Origin of the sequence: Marinobacter sp. Arc7-DN-1 (assembly GCF_003441595.1) — a bacterium.
In the GTDB taxonomy this organism is placed as follows: Bacteria; Pseudomonadota; Gammaproteobacteria; order Pseudomonadales; family Oleiphilaceae; genus Marinobacter; species Marinobacter metalliresistant.
Map to the genome: position 1 here is coordinate 1,769,726 of NZ_CP031848.1, position 19,005 is coordinate 1,788,730.

Genomic DNA, 19,005 nt, shown 5'->3' on the forward strand with positions numbered 1-19,005 from the left:
TTTCAGTTTACCAGTTTGTTGTATGAACCACCCTTGGGCTGTTGGCGTACTTCTACTACCTCTTTTGGGGAGTTTTGGTGTTCGGAGGCGAATGGCTGGCGGTCCATGCCGATGCCTATGACTGGATAGAGCTGCCCAATGTGCTGGGCATGGTGATGCACGCCGATAACTTGCTGGCACGATTGGAACACATATAACGATGGTGCTCACGGCGGCCCGATTTCGCAGGCCAGCACCAGCGCCCAGAATTCCGAGAAATCGTTGACTACGACATCCGGCTTGTCGGGATGTTTGTGGGTGCCCGGAAATATCTTGTTCAGCCACGGCAGGTCCCATTGCGCGCCGTTAAAGAACACCGAGGTCATGCCCGCCCTCTTGGCGGCAATCACATCGGTGGTGCTGTCACCCACATACCAGACGCTCGGGTCCGGCGGATAATCCAGTTTCTGAACTGCCAATACCAACTGATCCGGATGCGGCTTGCGCATTGGTGTATCGTCGCCGCACACATCCACATCGAAAAGATGGGTCCAGCCGGTGTCTTCCACCGCAGCCAGCTCATGCTCAAAAAACTCCCGGTCCCGGTTTGTGATCACCCCGATCTGAATCCCCAGACGCCGCAATCCCTCCAGCACTTCACACACCTTGGGTTCAAAAGCTTTCACCGTGCCATAGTGCTTCCGGTAGTGGTGATTGAAGGCTTTGTGGGCAATCTGTTTGGCTTCCTGATCCTCCCCGAACAGCACTTCAAAAATGTCGGTCCGGGAGATTTTCCGATCGGCCTTCACCTTGGGGTGTAGCCTGGCGAACTCGCGCACGTAGGCAACCAGCCTGACGTCCTCCGGTGTCTTGCTGTCCTCAGGGGCCAGCATCCGGTCCATCAGCCTGAGCCGGTGAAAGTCCGGCAACATGTCATCCACCGCGTGGTACATGGCGTCCAGGGTATCCACCAGAGTCGCGTGCCAGTCGAACAGGATGACCGCCGGCCGGACCAGTTTGACGGCCGCCGGGTGCCAGTCCGGTTCTATCCGGGGTTCGGGGCGCTGAGGGGGTGGGTAGGGTCTCGGTCTTACCTCCGCGGGCGCCTGACGGAACGCCTCAGGCTCATTCCTTTCGAGCAGCGCCAGCAGATCCATCAGGTCCTCGAAGCTGTCAAGAATGGCGGCGGGGGCGTCCCGGTGTGAGAACCAGCTGTCTATCCGGCCCGGTTCCCAGCAGGCACCGTTATAGAAAATGCCGGACACACCGGCCTTGTTGGCGGTCAGCATGTCGACGTAACTGTCACCGATGTACCACGCCCTCTCATCGGCCGGCAGCCCCAGTTTCTCAAGGGCCTTGAGGATGACTTCGGGATCCGGCTTGTACTCGGTCACATCATCCGCGCACACCGTGGCATCGAACAGATCCCGCCAGCGCCCCTCGTCCACCGTGCGCAGCTCTTTGTCGAGGAACTCCCGGTTCCGGTTGGTCGATACCGCCAGCCGGATGCCCATCGCCTTCAGGGCCGACAGGTACTCATAGGCACCAGGCTGGAAAGGTCTGACCTGCCCGAAATACCAACGGTACGCCTCGTTATAGGCCTTGTGGGCAATCAGCTTCGCGGTTTTATCCTCGCCAAAAATGGCGTTGAATATGTCAGTCCTTGATACCCTGCGCTCCGCCAGTATGCGTGGATGCAAGCGGCGAAAAATCCGGATATAACGAACCAGCCTGGCATCATCGGCAGTGCGGCACTGACCCTCCGGCAGCAGCCGCTCCACCAGCCCCAGATCCTCCAGCTGCGGCAACATGTCTTCCATGGCACTGAACATGGCATCGTGGGTGTCGACAAGCGTGCCATGCCAGTCGAAGATCAGCACTGACGGAGCAGACAGATGATCACTGAACCGGGCCATAAGCAATCCTTTGAAGCTTCAGAAGCGGCCCAAAGTGCAATCCGTGAGCCGCTCCGATCCGTTGTCGCTGTTCGACCAGTCAGTTGCAGCCTTCTTCACTCTTCCCGGGCTCGGCCTTCTCCAGCGACGGCAGAACCAGTACCGGACAGGGGGCATTCACCGAGACATACTCCACGGTCGCCCGACGCAGGGACCAGTGACCACAGCCGCCACGGGATACCAGTAACATCAGGTCGGCACAGAGCTGGCCCGCCAGGCCCACCAGTTTTTCGCCGGCATTTCCCGCCACCACATGCAGATGCGCGTCACGGTCCAGAGGCAGGTATTTGCGTGCAAGCAGATCCAGCACCTCCCGGACCTGCGCCTCTTTCTGCTCGGGCGCTTCTCCGGTGACGTGAGGAAAGAACCCGCCACCACCGGGATTATAGACGCTGGCCAGGTGCAGCTCACCATCCTCCGCCAGCAGGTCCATGGCGGCTTCCAGGGCACGCTTGCCCTCACCGTCGTCTTCCGGGTCAATGGCGATCAACAGTTTCCGGTACATAGTCGTTCTCCTGTTTGGTTTCGGGGGTGGCTTCCACTTCCGGGAAGGCCCGCCCCTTTACCAGTTCGTTCATGCTGTAGCCCCGGTAATCCGCACGCAGCGCCCTGAGCAGGGCCACCGCCATGAAGATCAGCAAAACACAGAAGGGCAAACCCAGGGAGGTGATCACATTCTGCAGGGCATCCAGCCCACCCGCCAGCAACAGGGTGGCGGCAATAACGCCCTGGGCCGCCGCCCAGAAGATGCGCTGGCGCACCAGGGAGGGCTGGTCTTCCCGACGGGTCAGCATGTCGATCACCAGGGAGGCGGAATCGGATGACGTGGTGAAGAAAATGACGATGATGACCACACTCAGGGCCGATGCCACGTCTGCAAGAGGAAAAGCATCGAGAAAGGCGAAAATAGCCACGGAAGGGTCCTGCTGCACCTGCTCGGCCAGCGCGCTCTGGCCATTCATCTCCAACTGGATAGCAGATAACCCGAAGACTCCGAACCACACCAGCGTGAAGGCCGTGGGGGCAAACAAAACACCGGCGACGAACTCACGGATGGTCCGGCCCCGGGAGATCCGGGCAATGAAGATACCGACGTAGGGCGCCCAGGAAATGGTCCAGGCCCAGTAGAACAGGGTCCACTGCCTCTGCCAGTCGGTTTCCCTGAACGTCTCGGTCCAGAAAGCCAGCCAGGGCAAGGCGTCGAAATAATTACCCACGCTCTGGACCATACCTTCGGCAATAAACACGGTGGGCCCAACAGCAAGCACGAACGCAAGCAAGACCATGGCCAGCACGATGTTAAGCTGGGACAGCCGACGCACGCCCTTGTCCAGTCCCAGGGCCACAGAAGTCGCCGCAATGCTGGTAATGGTGGCGATCAGAATAACCTGGACCAAGCCGGTGGAGGGTGTACCAAACAGATAGTTCAGACCACTGTTCAGCTGCAGGGTCCCCAGCCCCAGAGAGGTTGCCACACCAAACAGGGTACCGAGCACAGCAATCACATCCACCGCCCAGCCCCATGGACCGAACGCCCGCTCCCCGAGGATGGGATAGAACAGGCTGCTGATGCGCATGGGCAGATTGTGGCGGTAGGCGAAGTAGCCGATCGCCAGTCCCGGCATCGCAAAAATGGTCCAGGTATGCAGGCCAAAGTGATACAGCGCGATGGTCATGGCATCGCTGGCGGCCCGCTCCGAGCCCGGTTGCACGCCGTCAAACGGGGGACTGGCAAAGTGGGACACCGGCTCCGCGACGCCCCAGAACATAAGTATGGTGCCGATGCCAGCGGCAAACAGCATGGTAAACCAGGTCAGGTTGGAATAATCCGGGCGGCTGTCGTCTGCTCCCAGACGGATATTGCCGTAACGGCTGACCGCCAGGCCCAGCAGGAAGATCAGCAGGGCGCTGACAGAGAGAATATAGAACCAACCCAGGTTACGGGCCACCCAGCCGGTGAGCAGCCCGAAACTTTCGGCAACGGCTTCATCAAACGGGACAGCCAGGGCAACAAAGAAGGCCGCTACCCCGGCGGAGGTGAAAAACACCCCTGGTATGGTCTGCAGTCCCAACCGGCGTTGCAGCCGTTCCAGCATAAAGCCTCCGTTTCTTCGGGAAAGGATCCGCCAAAGGCCTTACGCTACCACACCCGCGAACCGATTGCGGGACAGGGATCAATTCCGCTTCAGCCTCCCCCGGGGAACCTGTCCGGAAAGACTCCGGGACAGGGCCAGGCAAGAGCCTGAAAAGTAAACCGGCGACGGCTCACTCTGCAACGCCCGCGCGCTTCCAGAGGTAGTAACCAACCGGTATCACCAGCAGTGCCAGAATCACGGCACTGATCATGCCTCCGACCATGGGCGCGGCAATCCGGCCCATGACTTCCGATCCGGTTCCACCGCCCATCATGACCGGTATGAGACCGCCGATGATGGCGGCCGCGGTCATCATTATCGGCCGCACCCTCATTCCGGCACCGTGAAGCACTGCATGGCGAAGGGTTTCCCGCCTTGGCTTCAGCCCGCTCTTTTCACAGGTTTCCAGCATCGACTCGTAGGACTGATTGAGATAGACCAGCATGATCACACCAATCTCCACGGCAACACCGGCCAGGGCGATGAAGCCGACGCCGACGGCAACCGAGAAATTGTAACCCAGCAGATACATCAGCCAGATGGCGCCAACCAACGCGAAAGGCAGGGTAGCCATGATGATACCCACTTCCGCAAAGCGCCCGAAGTTCAGGAACAGCAGGAGGACAATAACGACCAGTGTCACTGGAACCACCAGGCTCAGTTTCTGCTTGGCACGGAGCATGTACTCATACTGGCCAGACCAGTTGACGGAGTAACCGGCGGGCAGATCCAGCTCCTCCTTCACGGCGGCCTGCGCCTGCTGGACATAGGTGCCGATATCCACACCTTCGATATCCACATAGCTCCAGCCATTCAGGCGGGCGTTTTCACTCTTGATGGAGGGCGGCCCGTCCTCCACCCGGATATCGGCCACGTCGGCCAGCGCGATCCGCTGACCGGATTCAGTCACCACGGGAAGCTGCTTCAGTTTTTCGGGTGAGTCCCGGTAATCCTCCGGATAGCGGAGGTTAATCGGGAAGCGCTCAAGCCCCTCTATGGTCTGCGCCACGTTGATTCCGCCAATGGCCGAGGCCACAACCTGCTGAACATCATCGATATTCAGGCCATAGCGGGCGGCACGCTCCCGATCAATATCCACCTTGATGTAGCGCCCGCCGGCGACCCGCTCGGAATAGACAGAACTCGTGCCGGGAACCTTCTCCAGGATCTCCTCAAGGCGTTTGCCAATGCCCTGGATAACCGAGAGATCCGGGCCGGCCACCTTGATGCCCACGGGGGTCTTTATGCCCGTTGCCAGCATGTCGATGCGGGTTTTGATCGGCATGACCCAGGCATTGGTCACCCCCGGGAAGCGAATCAGCGAATTGAGCTCCTGCTTGAGCTTATCGGTGGTCATCCCGTCCCGCCACTGATCCTTGGGCTTGAGCTGGATAAAGGTCTCAATCATTGTCAGCGGTGCCGGGTCGGTAGCGGTATCCGCCCGGCCCACCTTGCCAAACACGGTTTTCACTTCGGGCACCGTGGCAATCAGCTTGTCCGTCTGCTGCAGCAACCTCCTGGCCTCGGCAATCGAGATAGCCGGGTAGGTGGTAGGCATGTACATCAGGTCGCCCTCATCCAGGTTGGGAATGAATTCACTCCCGATCTTGGTTGCCGGCCACAGGCCGACAACCAGAACCAGTACCGATGCCAGAACCGTTGACAGCGGAAACCGGAGCACCAGCTTCAGGGCCGGCATATAGGCGGCGACCAGCAGCCGGTTCAGCGGATTCTTGTGCTCCGGCAGCACCTTGCCACGAATGAAGTAACCCATGAGCACCGGGACCAGCGTCACTGCGAGAGCGGCACTGGCCGCCATGGCGTAGGTCTTGGTGAACGCCAGGGGCGCAAACATCCGCCCTTCCTGGGCTTCCAGGGCAAACACCGGCACAAAACTGACAGTGATGATCAACAGCGAGAAAAACAGCGCCGGCCCGACCTCCGAGGCCGATCTGGCTACTATTTCCCATCGGTTCTCGGGCGTCAGCGGCGTCCTCTCCATATGCTTGTGCATGTTCTCGATTAACACGATGGCGCCGTCGATCATGGCACCGATGGCAATAGCGATCCCCCCGAGCGACATGATATTGGCATTGATACCCTGAAAGTACATGACGATAAAGGCGGTCAGGATGCCCACCGGCAGGCTGATAATTGCCACCAGCGACGAGCGGACGTGGAACAGGAAAACCATACACACCAGGGCCACCACCACAAATTCCTCGAGCAGCTTGAACCCGAGGTTATTGACCGCGCGCTCGATCAGGCCGGAACGGTCGTAAACCGTCACCACCTCAACACCTTCAGGCAGGCTCGACTGCAGCTCTTCCAGCTTGGCCTTCACACCATTAATGGTTTTCTGGGCATTTTCACCAAACCGCATTACCACAATGCCGCCAATGGTCTCCCCGTTGCCGTTGAGTTCCACAACGCCACGTCTCGCCTGCGGCCCGATCTCAACGCTTGCCACATCCTTCATCAGGACCGGCGTGCCATTTACGTCAAGACCCAGTGGAATCGACAAGAGGTCTTCACGGGACTGGATATAGCCAGTCGAGCGGACAATGTATTCCGCCTCGGCCATCTCGATCACCGATGCACCGATTTCCTTGTTGCCCCGCTTGATGCTGTTCTGGATGTGGGACAGGGGGATACCGAATGCCCGGAGTTTTTCGGGATTCACCTTGACCTGGTACTGCTTGACCATGCCGCCGACCGTGGACACTTCCGAGACACCGGGCACTGTCTGCAGCTCGTACTTCAGAAACCAGTTCTGCAGAGTGGTCAGTTGGCTCAGGTCGTTGTTCCCTGTCCGGTCAACCAGGGCATACAGGTAGACCCAGCCTACCCCGGTCGCGTCCGGACCCAACTGAGGCCGGGCCGATTCAGGCAGGCTGGGTATTACCTGGGAAAGGTATTCCAGCACCCGGGAGCGGGCCCAGTACATGTCCGTATCTTCATCAAAGATGATATAGACGTAGGAGTCGCCGAAGAACGAGTAGCCCCGGACCGTCACCGCACCGGGCACCGAGAGCATGGCCGTGGTCAGCGGATAGGTCACCTGATCTTCCACTACCTGCGGGGCCTGGCCGGGGTAGCTGGTTTTAACGATGACCTGGACATCCGAGAGATCCGGCAGTGCATCCACCGGCGTCTTCGACACCGAGTACAGCCCGAACCCGGTCAGCAATACGGCGGCAAGCAGTACCAGAAAGCGGTTTTGGACAGACCAGTTAATGACCGACGCAATCATGAGGCGCCTCCGTCATGGTCCATCTTGCCATGGTCCATTTCGCTCTGGTCCATTTCGCTCTGGTCCATTTCGCTCTGGTCCATTTCGCTCTGGTCCATTTCGCTTTGGTCCATTGCGCTCGGGTCCATCCCCTCATGATTCATGGCTTCAGGGCTGTCCTTGGCATCAGCCTTGCCCGCCTCCATGGTGTGCCCTGAATGGTTCATATCCGGGTCCATCGCCCCTGCGGACGGCGGCGACATCCGGCGGAAATCCGATGTCTTGCTGGATTCAGAGTCAATCAGGAACTGCGCCGAGACCACCACTCTGTCGCCGGGAACGACGCCTTCCAGAATCTCGGCATACTTATCCCCTACCCGTCCGGTGGTAACGTTAACCGATTTGAAGGCACCTTCTTCCAGCGCCAGAACAACGCGGTCGCTCTGTCCGGTGCGGATAACGGATTCCCTGGGCACCAGGGTGCGCCTTTCGCTCGGATCGCCCTGCATGTTAACGCTGGCGAACATGCCCGGCTGCAACATGCCATCGGTATTGTCAAAGCGCATCCTGACCTGTGCGGTCCGGGTCTCGAGATTGATTTCCGGATACACATAATCCACGCGCCCCATCCACCGGCGCCCGGGCATGTAGTCCAGGGTCATCTCTACCGGATCGCCGGTCCTGATGGCCCAGAGCTGGCTCTCAAACACCTCTCCGATCACCCAGACCTCGTCGAGTGAGCCGATGGACATGACCGGATCTCCGGGCCTGACGAAGGTACCCTCACGGACCCTCAGGACATCAATAACCCCGGAGGCCGGGGCATAGAAGGTTATGGTCCGCTGTACGTTACGGGTCTTCCTGAGTGTCCGGATCAAACGGTCCGAGACATTCAGCGACGACAAGCGCTCCTCAGCCGCCCTGATCAGGCGCGGGTTTTTCCGGTCCAGTGCCAGGAGCAATTCCTCCTGGGCATTCACCAGGGTGGGTGAGTAGAGGGTGTAAACAGGCTTGCCCTTCTCAACCGGGTCGCCCTCGGACTTTACATAAAGTTTCTCGATCCACCCTTCAACACGGGGGTGCATGTGGTACAACTCGTCTTCGTTATACTGCACGTAGCCCACGGTAATAATATTGCTGGGCAACTGCCCCCTGATGGCCTCGTCCGTGCGAACGCCCAGGTTATTGACAATGTTCGGCGCAACCCGGACGGTGCCTGGCGAGTCGTCAGCGCTCCCGCTGTCCTCGTAAACCGGAACCAGATCCATGCCCATGGGCGACTTGCCCGGTTTGTCACTTCTGAAGCTGGCGTCCATGGGTGACACCCAGTACAAGGGTTTCTTTTCCGCGGACGCTGGTGCCGTTGCGGTTTCGGAGGCCAGCCAATAGGCCGCCCCGGCCCCGGCAATGCCACCAAGCAGTATAAAGCCCAGCGGGCGAACAAAATTAGCCATGATGGTCAGTCCTGATAGCGAGTCTGTGAAAGTGAAGGTACTTCGGAAGAGCCTGAGGTCAGGTAACGGAAACTGGCGAAGTTCCGGGCCCGCTCCGCGGTCATCCCGATCAGCTCAATCTTGGCGTTGAGATCGTCGATCCGCGCACGTACGGCTTCGGCGAAATCGCCGTCGTCGTTGTTATAGGCGGTCAGTGCGGCCTCGGCCTGCTCTTCCATTTGCGGCAGCAAGAACTGCTGGTATATCCCGATGCGGTCATCAAGTCGTTTAACCCGGGCAAGGGCTGAACGGGCCCTTGCCTGAATCACGCGAAGCTGCAAAACTCGCTCTGTCTTTTCTGCTTCGAGCCGGGCCGCTGAGGCGTTCAGCTTCCGGTCCTGGAGATTGCCGGTAAACAGCGGGAGATCAAAACCAATCCCCACGGAGAAGAGATCCGCCCGGTCCTGCCCGCCGGGCACGCGATCCCGGTAGCCATATTGCGCAGAAACCGTCCATTCGGGCTTGTAAGCCTCGCGGGCAAGATCCACATCAATGGCCCGGGCCTTGATCTGCTGGTCCGTGGAACGGATCAGGGGGTGACGGATAAGGGTGCCCGCACTGGTTTCCGACCAGCCGTCCCGAAGCGCTGTCAGCAGTTCGGGGGGCACCGTTTCGGTTACCTCCAGCGAGGCATTTTTCGACCCGATCCACTCACCCAGAGCTTCCTGACTTGATTGCAGCTTCAGCCTCAGGTCGGTCAGCCGGTCATCCAGGCGCGTAAGCTCCAGGGTGCCCCGGACAACGTCCTGCTGCCGTGAGATCATGGTGGCGGTTATGTAACCCGCCTCGGCTACGTCGGACAGCTGCTCGAAAAGATCCCTGTTATCCTCAATCAGACCGATGCTCTGTTGTGCCTCCCACACATCAAGCCAGAGGCGGGTCACCGTTTCCACCACCCTGGCGCGCCGGTTCTCCCTCTGAAAAGGTTGCTCCTGCGCCAGCTCTTCTTTCCTGTCCTGCGACAACTGCAGGCTGTCGCCGCGCGGAATCCGCTGCGAGATTCCGACCGTGGCCTGGGTCATCGCTTCCTGCCCGGTGTCGAACGTGTCCACGGGCAGATTCGCGGCGCCAAGTGACAGCCGAGGGTCGGGCAGGGCCCCCTCGGCAATGGACTCCTCCAGTAATGCTTGCTGTATCTGGGCACTCTGGCGAAGCCATGGATCGTATTCAATGGCGGCATCAATCACATTCGCCAGTTGAAGTCTGGGCTCCGCCCAACCGGGCAGGCTGGTCAAAACCAACGCCCCGAAGATGGCGGATCTGAAATAGCGAGCAGGAATAGCCAAGGGTAGGTCTCCACAGAAGTCTGTTAATCTGTTCAGGTACGCGATGCTAAATCTCAAACCTGAACTCTAACTGAACTTACCTGGGTTTTCAGGATATTTTGATCTGGCTCAATTTGTGTTTCATGTGATAAAAACCGAGAGAATCTTTGGTTTTTCATTAACTATCCAGAATCACTCCGAAAACTGATGCTTTAAAAAACTCATCAGACAGGATCGGCAATTATTTTCTGAATATAAAGCCTTTACCACCAGCCCAACAATGTGAAATACCTGAGGGTCTCAGTGGTATAGCACATAAAGACGAGCAAGCACATTTCAGCGCATAAAAAAGCCGCAGAGGCTTCTGCGGCAAGGACAAACCTGAGATAACACAAAGGACAATCGTGTCAGGTACGATGACTGCCCCATGTACTGCAAAGTAAAACACAATACCCTGAAACAAACCTGAATTTCTGACACCTCTTAAAAAAAAGATGACCGTCGAGTGGCCTATACACTAAATAACTGCCCATTAAACCGCCACACGATTCATTTGCTGAAATGTACATATAAAGGAACGCCTGGGTAGAGTGATACTTCTTTGATTGTGGGCGCCAAAATACGACCAGACAGAATATTCAGAAGTACCATTGCATCTCCACCAATCCCAGAGGCTCAAGCATTCCGTACTCGCTGGTGTCGTTACCACCAAACCATTGGGCTCCGGCTGTGAGATAGATTTCCTGGCTGAAGGGAAGCGTCCAGGTGGACCGGGGATAGAGTACCCAGCTTGCATCATCAACATTGCGAATGGCCACTACCCGATACTGCCAAAACGGGTTGATATCCTGCCATGCGAGCAACCCGGTATAATGGCGCCCGGCATAGAGCGGATCTGTGGACAGCAGGTTTCCAAGGCCAGAGTTTCCCGGCGGTACGGGCCGGCCGTTGTAGAAATATTCCAGTGCCAGGTTGAACCCATTGCGAAACGACCAATTCAGATCCGCCACTCCCTGCCAGTAGCTGTCGCTGGCGTCCGGGTCGCTCCAGACGAATTCCGTGCGCCAACCGGTGCCGATCACCGAGCCACTGCCGTCAAAGCCTATCCTGGTGACATCGGCAAACTCACCTGCCATCAGCCCGGCATCTACACCACCAATATAGCGCTTGACCCGGGCTGCCGTACTGGCCTCGCCGTCATTGTGTTGCGGGGCATGGACAGCGCTGATGCGTCCTAAGGCTCCCCAGGGTTTGTCCCAGAGAATGGCGTCCACACCCACCCGTTCATCCGGCTCCAGTTGCAAGGGGCTGACAGGATTGAGGATGTCCATCGGGTTCCAGATCAGGGCCGTGGACCAGTTCACCTGCTGGCGCCCGAAGCGGAAATCACCGGCCGGCGACCGCCACTGCACCGTGCCACGATAGAACTGGTGGCGCGCCAGCAATGTCCCCGACTCGTGAATATCCCCCTGCAGATCCCAGTAGCGAGGTTCCGGGGCATCCCGGAGCAAGGCGAACTCCGGGCTGTCCAGAAAACTGCCCGAAACCAGTTCCAGGTCGTAGGCCGCGTCCACAATCCAGTCCTGATATCGATATCGGGGGTTCAGACGCAGGCGGGTAAGGTTCGAAACGTAGCGATCACCGTCGATCAACGAGCGCGAGCCGACGCTGAGATTCTTCAGCGATCCGGACTGGCTGAACCCGGCCTCAACACCTGAAGCCAGCATCAGGCAGACCAGCCCTGACGCCACTTGCCAGTGCCTAGCCATGATGAATGGCCTCGACCGGGTCCAGCCGCGCCGCCCGCCATGCCGGATACAGCGCCACCGTCACCGAACAGAGAAACAGCAGCAGGCTGGGCAGCCAGACATGATCAAACATCAGCACCGGATAGACCCGGTCGGTAATGCCCGGAATGGTTTCCAGCGCCCCGCTGATCGAGGACAGGTCAATGCCGGCCTGGTTCAGCCAGTAGACCAGCGCACCGCCCGCCAGGGTTCCGGCCACCATGCCCAGTACCGCCAGAAAGAACGCCTCGAACACAATCGTCAGCAGCAACTGGACACCTCGGGTTCCCAGTGCCAGCATGACGCCCAGTTCCCGGGTCCGCTCCATCACCGACATCACCATGGTATTCATGACCCCGATGGCCACCACGACAAAGACCACCGACAGGATGAGATAAAAATCCACCTGGCTCATTTCCACCATCTGGACCACCACCGGCAGCAGGGTTTCCCAGTCCTGGGCCACCAGTCCGTCCCCGCTCAGCGACTTGTTCAGGGTGCGCGCCAGCGCGGCGCTCCCGGCGCGGTCCGACAGCCGCAGCGCGATCCGCGAGGCTTCGTCCCCCTGCAGGCTGCCCAGGCGACGGGCGGCCTCGATATCGATAAACGCATACTCACTGTCGAACAGGTCACTTCCGGTACGGTAGATACCGCGAATCGCCTGAGCCCCGGAGGCCAGGTCGCCGCCGGCCTGTTGTACCGTGATGACCAGTTTGTCGCCCAGCCGGGCATCCAGCTCCTCAGCCAGCTTTCGGCCAATCACGATCCCCTGGTCGCCTGACTGAACGTAGGCTCCCTGCTCAATATAACCGGCAAGTTCGGTGACGGCCCTCTCCTGTTCCGGCGCAATACCCACCAGTTCCACCGGCAGACTTTTCCCCGGATTCGCCACCATGGCACGAAGCACCACCCGCGGCGCGGCGGCCTCCACTTCAGGGCGCGCCCGCAACTGCCTCAGCAGCGTCGGGCTGTCGGCGATGCGCAGGGCTGGCGACAGATCGACGGCGTGCCCCGCTTCCATCACCTGCACGTGCCCGCTGAGCTGCTGGGTCGAGTTCTGGATCATCTGCTCGAAGAAGCCATCGGCAAAAGCGTACAGGAACAGATAGGCCGCCAGCCCGAACGCGGTGGCGGAGCCGGTAATCACTGACCGTCTCGGGTTGCGGAACACCGAACGGAGTGCCATTTGCGCGAAAATCAGCAGCCGGTGATCGGACGTCACCTGCCAGTGAATCCGGCGGATGCGGTTAATCACCTTGCGCCTGGCTCCCATCGCCTCCAGCGGACTGTTGCGACTCGCCTTCCAGGCCGGGAGGGCGGCCGCCAGCAAGGCTACCGAGACCACCACAACGCCAATCACCACCAGACGCTGGAATTCAATGGTGGGATAAACGATGCCGCTGAGCCCCGGCATGGTATCCATGGCCTTGATATAGGCGCTGAAATCCAGCCCATACCTGCCGAAATAGCCGGTCAGCGACAATCCCAGCACCAGCCCCAGCAGGTAGCCGAGGCCGGCCAGAATCGTGGTTTCCAGAAGCACCAGCCAGACCACACGGCTGCCGGGTGTACCCAGCGCCAGCATCACGCCAAACTCCCGGCTACGCTCCAGTACCGACATCAGGATGGTGTTGACGATACCGGCGGCCACTACCACGAACACCACGAAGATCACGATATAGGCGACGGCGTCGTGAAAGGCCACCATCTGCACCAGCGATGGCATCAGGGCCGGCCAGCCCAGGACCTCCACGTCGTGGCCCTGCAGCCGATCCCGCACGGCGCCGACCACCTGGTCGAGCTGGTCGGCATCCTGTACCCGGGCCGCGATCTCGGTAAACCGCCCCTGAAAGGCATACAGCGCCTGGGCCGAGGCCAGGGGCATCTGGGCCAGGAAGCCATCAATGCGCTTGATGCCGGTCTCGAACACGCCCACCACCTCGAACCGGTCGGCGCCGATGGAGCCGTCCGCCGCCTGCACCACCAGCACGAGCTCGTCGCCGGGGGAGACATCGAGGGCACTGGCGGCGTCCACGCCGACAAGGATCTCATTGCCGGCGGCCAGATAGCGGCCGCGGACAATCGACCGGTCGAGCCGGGTGACCCTTGGCTCCGTCGCGCTGTCGACGCCCATCACCTGCAATGCCCGTGACTGGTCCGCTCCGCTGGCCAGGGCATGCCCCATCACCCTGGGCGTGGTTGCCGCCACACCGGTTACAGCCGACACCTCCCCGGCAAGATTCCGACGCTCGGCCAGGGCGATGTTCATTTCCCGATCATCATGAAAGCCGCGCTGATGCACCTTCAGGTCGCCGGTTACATAACCGGTCATGTTATTGATCATCTGGGCGTTGATGCCATCGATGAATGCCCAGATAAACACCAGCCCGCCGACACCCACGGCCACCGACAACAGTGTGATGGCCGTGCGCCGGCGATTGACCCGGAGATTGCCAAAAGCCAGCCGTAACCACGCCATCATGGCCGTCGCTCCTCACGCTCGACACGGCCATCCCGGAGATGGATTATCCGCCGTGCGCGTTCCATCACCATCGGGTCGTGGGTGGAGAACACAAAGGTAATGCCGTGCTCGGCATTGAGCCCTCGCATCAGGTCCAGAAGGGCCGCGCCGGTGGTGGAGTCGAGATTGGCCGTAGGCTCGTCTGCCAGGACAATGGCCGGCTTGCTGACAATCGCCCGGGCCACCGCGACACGCTGTTGCTGGCCGCCGGACAATTCATGGGGCAGGCGCCGCTCCAGTCCCTGCAGACCGACCTCCACCAGAATGCGCCCGGCCTCGGCGCGGCGCTCCCGAAACGGCACTCCGCGAAGCATCAGCACATATTCGACATTCTCCTGCGCCGACAGCACACCGATCAGGTTGTACTCCTGAAACACAAAGCCGATCTTCCACAACCGCAGAAGGGTCCGCTTCTTGCGGCTGAGCCCGGTGATTTCCTCACCCGCCACCTGGATACGCCCGCTATCCGGCTCGTCCAGGGCTCCAATCTGGTTCAGCAGGGTGGTCTTGCCCGACCCTGACGGGCCCACCAGCGTTGTGAACTCACCGGCGTCGATGGCGACCGACACTTCATCCAACGCCTTGACGGCAATCGAATCCTGACGGTAGATCCGCGACGCTTTCTCCACATTGACGATGCTCATACCGGGCCCTCACTGTGGGTTGCGCAGGCGGCGCAATGAAAACAGCGCCTCATCGAGCGGCAGGTCGAATTCGATGGACTCAATCGTGATCACCGTGCGGGACTCGGGGTTATCGGCGTCCACCATCGTCCAGCGGGTGGGAATGCGGCGCCCGCCCATGGTTTCGATCTGGTCATAGGTCATGCGCTTGACGACCTGGTCGCGCTCGCCATAGTAAGCAGCCGACACCGGGATAGCATCGGCGCGGATCCTGAATTCCAAACGGCTCCACACCACCGGCGCGTCGGGCCGGGGCGTCGAGACGATCCGGTACACAGGCACCTCGCCCGAATCGTCGGTCTCGACCAGCTCATGGGTGTAGTCTTCAACGAACGAGCTTTCCTTGACCAGATCGTCGTTGCTGAAGTTTGAACCCATCCAGGGCTGCAGCATCATCGATGGCGGGATCTTGATGGTGCGATCAACCTTGGGCAGGTAATTCCACATGGCATCGCCGATTCGCAGCGAGCCAATGCCAGCCTCTTTTTTGGGCGCGTGAATGCGGATCAGCGTGTACTCCGGGCGGTCCATCCAGGCTTCCAGTTCCAGAGTGCGGGTCCAGTACTCCGATTCGATCCGCATGGCGAAACGGCCGTGATTGCTGTCGGACCAGAGGGTGTCCTCCATGCCGGCCACCAGTTGTTCAGCATCCGGAGCCTGGGCCAATGCCCGGAAGGAATAGACCGCCAGGGTCAAAATGAGTGCAGTAAGGGTAAACGATTTGTGGCTCATACGCGTTCTCGGATTGTCTGGTTATCGTTATTTTCTGCTTATTGTTGCTTTCTAGCAGGTATGAGTGCTCAAAGGTCAAGCAAATAGTCCGGTTGCTGCGGAAGAACCGACAAATTTAACAGTTTTAGGCGAAACGGCCGGACCCGATGCTGGAAATTATAGCCAAAATCAGGCCAACCCGTTGGCATTGTTGATGTTTTAATCTTGTTTGGAGCGGCAGCGGGATCTCGTCTATAATCCGATGGTCTTTCGACACTCGTGTAGTGAGCCTGCCCGCTTAAGGATTTCTCCGTTCTCATGATCCGCCATTATTTGACCTGTTTACTGGCTTTACTGATTGCCCTGCAATCGGCGGTTGCCATGGCGGACACCCATAGGTTTCATCAATCGGGGACGGAACACCTGGAATTCGACCATACGCACCCGCCCACTGATACCCCGAACAACAGCCAGCTCGCCAAGCAGACCGCCAACCAACCCGACCTGTCTTTATACGATTGTCGCCATTGCTGCCATTGCCATGGCCAGGTCCAGGGCGCAGTGGTCCTGACCGGAGCGGCTTCACACCTGGCTGTCTTGCTCTCAGGAAACGGCCAAGCCGACTATCAGGCCAACCTCACCTCCGGCATTTTCCCTTCCCTGTTCCGCCCTCCCATCGCCTGATTACATCGCAAAAGCGCGTCACCAGCCGCTGTAGCCCAGGGCTACAGCACCACAATGGCATTTATTCCAGGGTGATACATCATGGAACCGCAGGACTATCATTATGAGACGATTTGACTGGCCCTGGCAGGCCTTGCTGAGCGCGTGCGTGCTTGTCCTGCCCCTGCTTGCCCACGCACAAACTTCCGGCTGGGACGCCTGGCTGGCATCCCAGGTACAACAACACCCTGACGTGCTCGCCGCTCGCGAGCAATGGCTGGGTTCCAACGCCAGTGCCGATGCGGTGGAGCAGCCTATCTACAACCCGGAGCTGTCCACCGATCTGGAGCGTAATGGCGACGACGACAACTACCGCGTCGGCGTTCAGCAGACCATCGACTGGTGGGACAGACGGGGCGCAAGACGGCAGCAAGCGGGCTATCTGCGAAGCGCTGCCGAAGCGCTGTACCGGCAACGAGTACTGGACAAGACCGCTGAGGCGGTGGCCGCGCTGGTTGAGTGGCAGTCGGCCAGTCGCGCCGCGGCCATTAGCCAGGCGCAACAGGAGCAACTCAACACCCTGCTCGAACTGGTGGAGAAGCGCCAGCAGGCGGGTGATCTGGGCAGCATCGATGCCGAACTCACCTTCCTTTCCCTGTCGCAACAGTTGGCCCAGGTCGCCGAGGTGGAAGCCACCTTGCAGAGGGCTGAAACCAGGGTACGCGAGCTGCTGCCGCGGTGGACCCCGGAGCGGGGCGGCATTCCCGATGATTTCTGGCCGTCCACGCCAGGCCCTGTCCCGGATCGGGAGCTGCTGGGGCATCCGGCGGTGGCCAGCGCGCACGCCCGCTGGCAGTCGCTGAAGGAGGAAGCCGAGGTGACACGGCGTAGCGCCCGGGCGGAACCGACCGTTGGGCTCAATGCCGGTCGTGATGAAGGCGAGAGCGTTGTCGGGCTGACCTTCTCCATCCCGCTGAATGTGCGCAACAACTTTCGCTTTGAGACCCGCACCGCCGAACGCGCCGCGCTGGAGGCGGAAGCCCGCTTCCAGGCCGTTTACCGCAAGCAGCGTTTTGACTGGCAAGCCGCCTACGCCGCCTGGCAGCGCTATGAACAGCAATACCGCCGTTGGCAAGACGTCGTCCGGGGGCGGGTGGAGAACAGCGCCGAACTGCTGGAACGCCAGTGGCGCAGCGGTGACCTGTCCACCACCGATTATCTGCTGGCCTTGAATCAGCGCGCCGAGAGCCTGCGTTCAGGCATCGAATTGGCAACACAGACACGGCTTGCGCTCACCGAGGTGCTCCAGCAATCGGGCCGCCTGATGCGCGCGACTATGCCCGCAACAGCGCCAACGAATGAATAACAGGATGACAAATATGAACAAAACACTGACAGCTCTTCTGGTCGCTGGTCTTGCGACAGCAACCGCAAGCCTTGCCAGGGAATCTGAGTCGGGGCATGCCCACGAGTACGAGAAAACCACGCCTGCCGCAGCCCATGGCGATCAGGGTGAAGGTGACGATCACCGCGAGGAAAGTCACGGGGAAAGTCACGGGGAAGCCGCTTCCACGTCCTTGAATCCCGCGCAGATGACGCGGGCGGATATCCAAGTGGAGGCCCTTGCCGCCAGCCCGGTCGATTATCGGCTTTACGCGCCGGGGGAAGTCCTCTCCAACGGCTACACCAGCTACCGGGTATCACCCCGGGTAGCATCAGTCGTGCTGCGCCGACACGTCGCACTCGGTGATCACGTCAAGCAAGGTCAGTCTCTGGTCACCCTGTTCAGCGAGAGCGTGGCACAGGCACAAGCCGGCTACCGCACGGCCTGGTCCGAGTGGCAAAGGGTGCGGGAACTGGGGCGTACAACCGTGGGGGAACAGCGTTATGTCAGCGCCAAGGCCAGCCTTGAGGCGGCCCGGGCAACGCTGCTGGCCTACGGCCTGTCCAACTCGGATCTGCAATCGCTGGCGTCACCGCAATCCGTGGCATTGGGAGAATATACCCTGCGCGCCGAAATCGATGGCGCAGTGCTTTCCGACGATTTCGAGCAGGGCCAACGTATCGAGGCGGGCGCACCGTTGATTGCGCTGGCGGATGAAGAGCAGCTCTGGGTGGAAGCCCACCTGCCCGCTAACCTCTCCCTGACCCTGGGTGCCGGAACACAGGCCGACGTCGTAACCGGCGATGTACGCGCAACGGCCGCGGTCACGCAGGAGGCCCACACCATCGATCCCATCACCCGCACCCGCACCGTGCGCCTGCTGGTGGACAATCCGGAACACCGCCTGCACCCGGGCCAGTTTGCCGAGGTGTATTTCCGGTTCCGCACGCAAAAACCCGTGCTGGCGGTACCGGAAACCGCGCTGATGCGCTCAGCGGACGGGGACTGGACGGTATTCGTGGAAGACCATCCCGGCGAGTTCCAGCCGGTGGAGGTCGAGTTGGGCCGTGCACTCGGGCAGTTACGTGAAATCACCGGCGTCCGGCCGGGGACCCGTATCGTAACCAGGGGCGCGTTCTTTGTTGCCTCGCAGATCGCCAAGGGCGGCTTTGACCCCCATAACCACTGAGCAGCAGG

Annotated in this window: 13 protein-coding genes; 3 read left to right on the plus strand and 10 right to left on the minus strand. The window is 60.1% G+C overall.

Translation table 11 applies throughout. The features are described from left to right. Nucleotides 1-206 precede the first annotated feature (206 nt). The 10 genes from D0851_RS08375 to D0851_RS08420 all read right to left on the minus strand — a co-directional run bounded on the left by D0851_RS08375 (nucleotide 207) and on the right by D0851_RS08420 (nucleotide 15,782). Nucleotides 207-1,895, minus strand: coding sequence for an HAD family hydrolase (locus tag D0851_RS08375; RefSeq protein ID WP_117618230.1), 1,689 nt, complete (start codon nucleotides 1,893-1,895; stop codon nucleotides 207-209). A 79-nt stretch (nucleotides 1,896-1,974) separates the two neighbouring features. Beyond that, a complete protein-coding gene (locus D0851_RS08380) occupies nucleotides 1,975-2,439 on the minus strand; it encodes a universal stress protein (RefSeq protein WP_117618231.1) in 465 nt (154 codons plus the stop codon). Beyond that, nucleotides 2,411-4,030, minus strand: a complete 1,620-nt coding sequence (locus D0851_RS08385) for a BCCT family transporter (RefSeq protein ID WP_117618232.1) — start codon at nucleotides 4,028-4,030, stop codon at nucleotides 2,411-2,413. The genes D0851_RS08380 and D0851_RS08385 overlap by 29 nt, the downstream gene beginning before the upstream one ends. Nucleotides 4,031-4,199: 169 nt before the next feature. Next, on the minus strand, nucleotides 4,200-7,322 hold the full coding sequence (locus D0851_RS08390; protein WP_117618233.1) for an efflux RND transporter permease subunit: 3,123 nt from the start codon (nucleotides 7,320-7,322) through the stop codon (nucleotides 4,200-4,202). After that, entirely contained in the window at nucleotides 7,319-8,755 is a 1,437-nt protein-coding gene (locus D0851_RS08395) for an efflux RND transporter periplasmic adaptor subunit (RefSeq protein ID WP_117618234.1), read from the minus strand. The genes D0851_RS08390 and D0851_RS08395 overlap by 4 nt, the downstream gene beginning before the upstream one ends. Nucleotides 8,756-8,760: 5 nt before the next feature. After that, a complete protein-coding gene (locus D0851_RS08400; RefSeq protein ID WP_117618235.1) occupies nucleotides 8,761-10,080 on the minus strand; it encodes a TolC family protein in 1,320 nt (439 codons plus the stop codon). 617 nt (nucleotides 10,081-10,697) lie between these two features. Next, nucleotides 10,698-11,828, minus strand: coding sequence for a hypothetical protein (locus D0851_RS08405; protein ID WP_162893705.1), 1,131 nt, complete (start codon nucleotides 11,826-11,828; stop codon nucleotides 10,698-10,700). Further along, on the minus strand, nucleotides 11,821-14,328 hold the full coding sequence (locus D0851_RS08410; RefSeq protein WP_117618237.1) for an FtsX-like permease family protein: 2,508 nt from the start codon (nucleotides 14,326-14,328) through the stop codon (nucleotides 11,821-11,823). The genes D0851_RS08405 and D0851_RS08410 overlap by 8 nt, the downstream gene beginning before the upstream one ends. Then, entirely contained in the window at nucleotides 14,325-15,011 is a 687-nt protein-coding gene (locus D0851_RS08415) for an ABC transporter ATP-binding protein (protein ID WP_117618238.1), read from the minus strand. The genes D0851_RS08410 and D0851_RS08415 overlap by 4 nt, the downstream gene beginning before the upstream one ends. A gap of 9 nt (nucleotides 15,012-15,020) precedes the next feature. Further along, a complete protein-coding gene (locus D0851_RS08420; RefSeq protein WP_227539489.1) occupies nucleotides 15,021-15,782 on the minus strand; it encodes an outer membrane lipoprotein-sorting protein in 762 nt (253 codons plus the stop codon). A gap of 297 nt (nucleotides 15,783-16,079) precedes the next feature. Here D0851_RS08420 and D0851_RS08425 point away from each other — a divergent pair, with 297 nt between their 5' ends. The 3 genes from D0851_RS08425 to D0851_RS08435 all read left to right on the plus strand — a co-directional run bounded on the left by D0851_RS08425 (nucleotide 16,080) and on the right by D0851_RS08435 (nucleotide 18,997). Continuing rightward, on the plus strand, nucleotides 16,080-16,445 hold the full coding sequence (locus D0851_RS08425; RefSeq protein WP_117618239.1) for a hypothetical protein: 366 nt from the start codon (nucleotides 16,080-16,082) through the stop codon (nucleotides 16,443-16,445). A 103-nt stretch (nucleotides 16,446-16,548) separates the two neighbouring features. Further along, nucleotides 16,549-17,790, plus strand: coding sequence for a TolC family protein (locus D0851_RS08430; protein ID WP_117618240.1), 1,242 nt, complete (start codon nucleotides 16,549-16,551; stop codon nucleotides 17,788-17,790). Between the two features lie 13 nt (nucleotides 17,791-17,803). Then, complete coding sequence (locus D0851_RS08435; protein WP_117618241.1) at nucleotides 17,804-18,997, plus strand: efflux RND transporter periplasmic adaptor subunit; 1,194 nt, start codon at nucleotides 17,804-17,806, stop codon at nucleotides 18,995-18,997. Nucleotides 18,998-19,005: the final 8 nt, after the last annotated feature.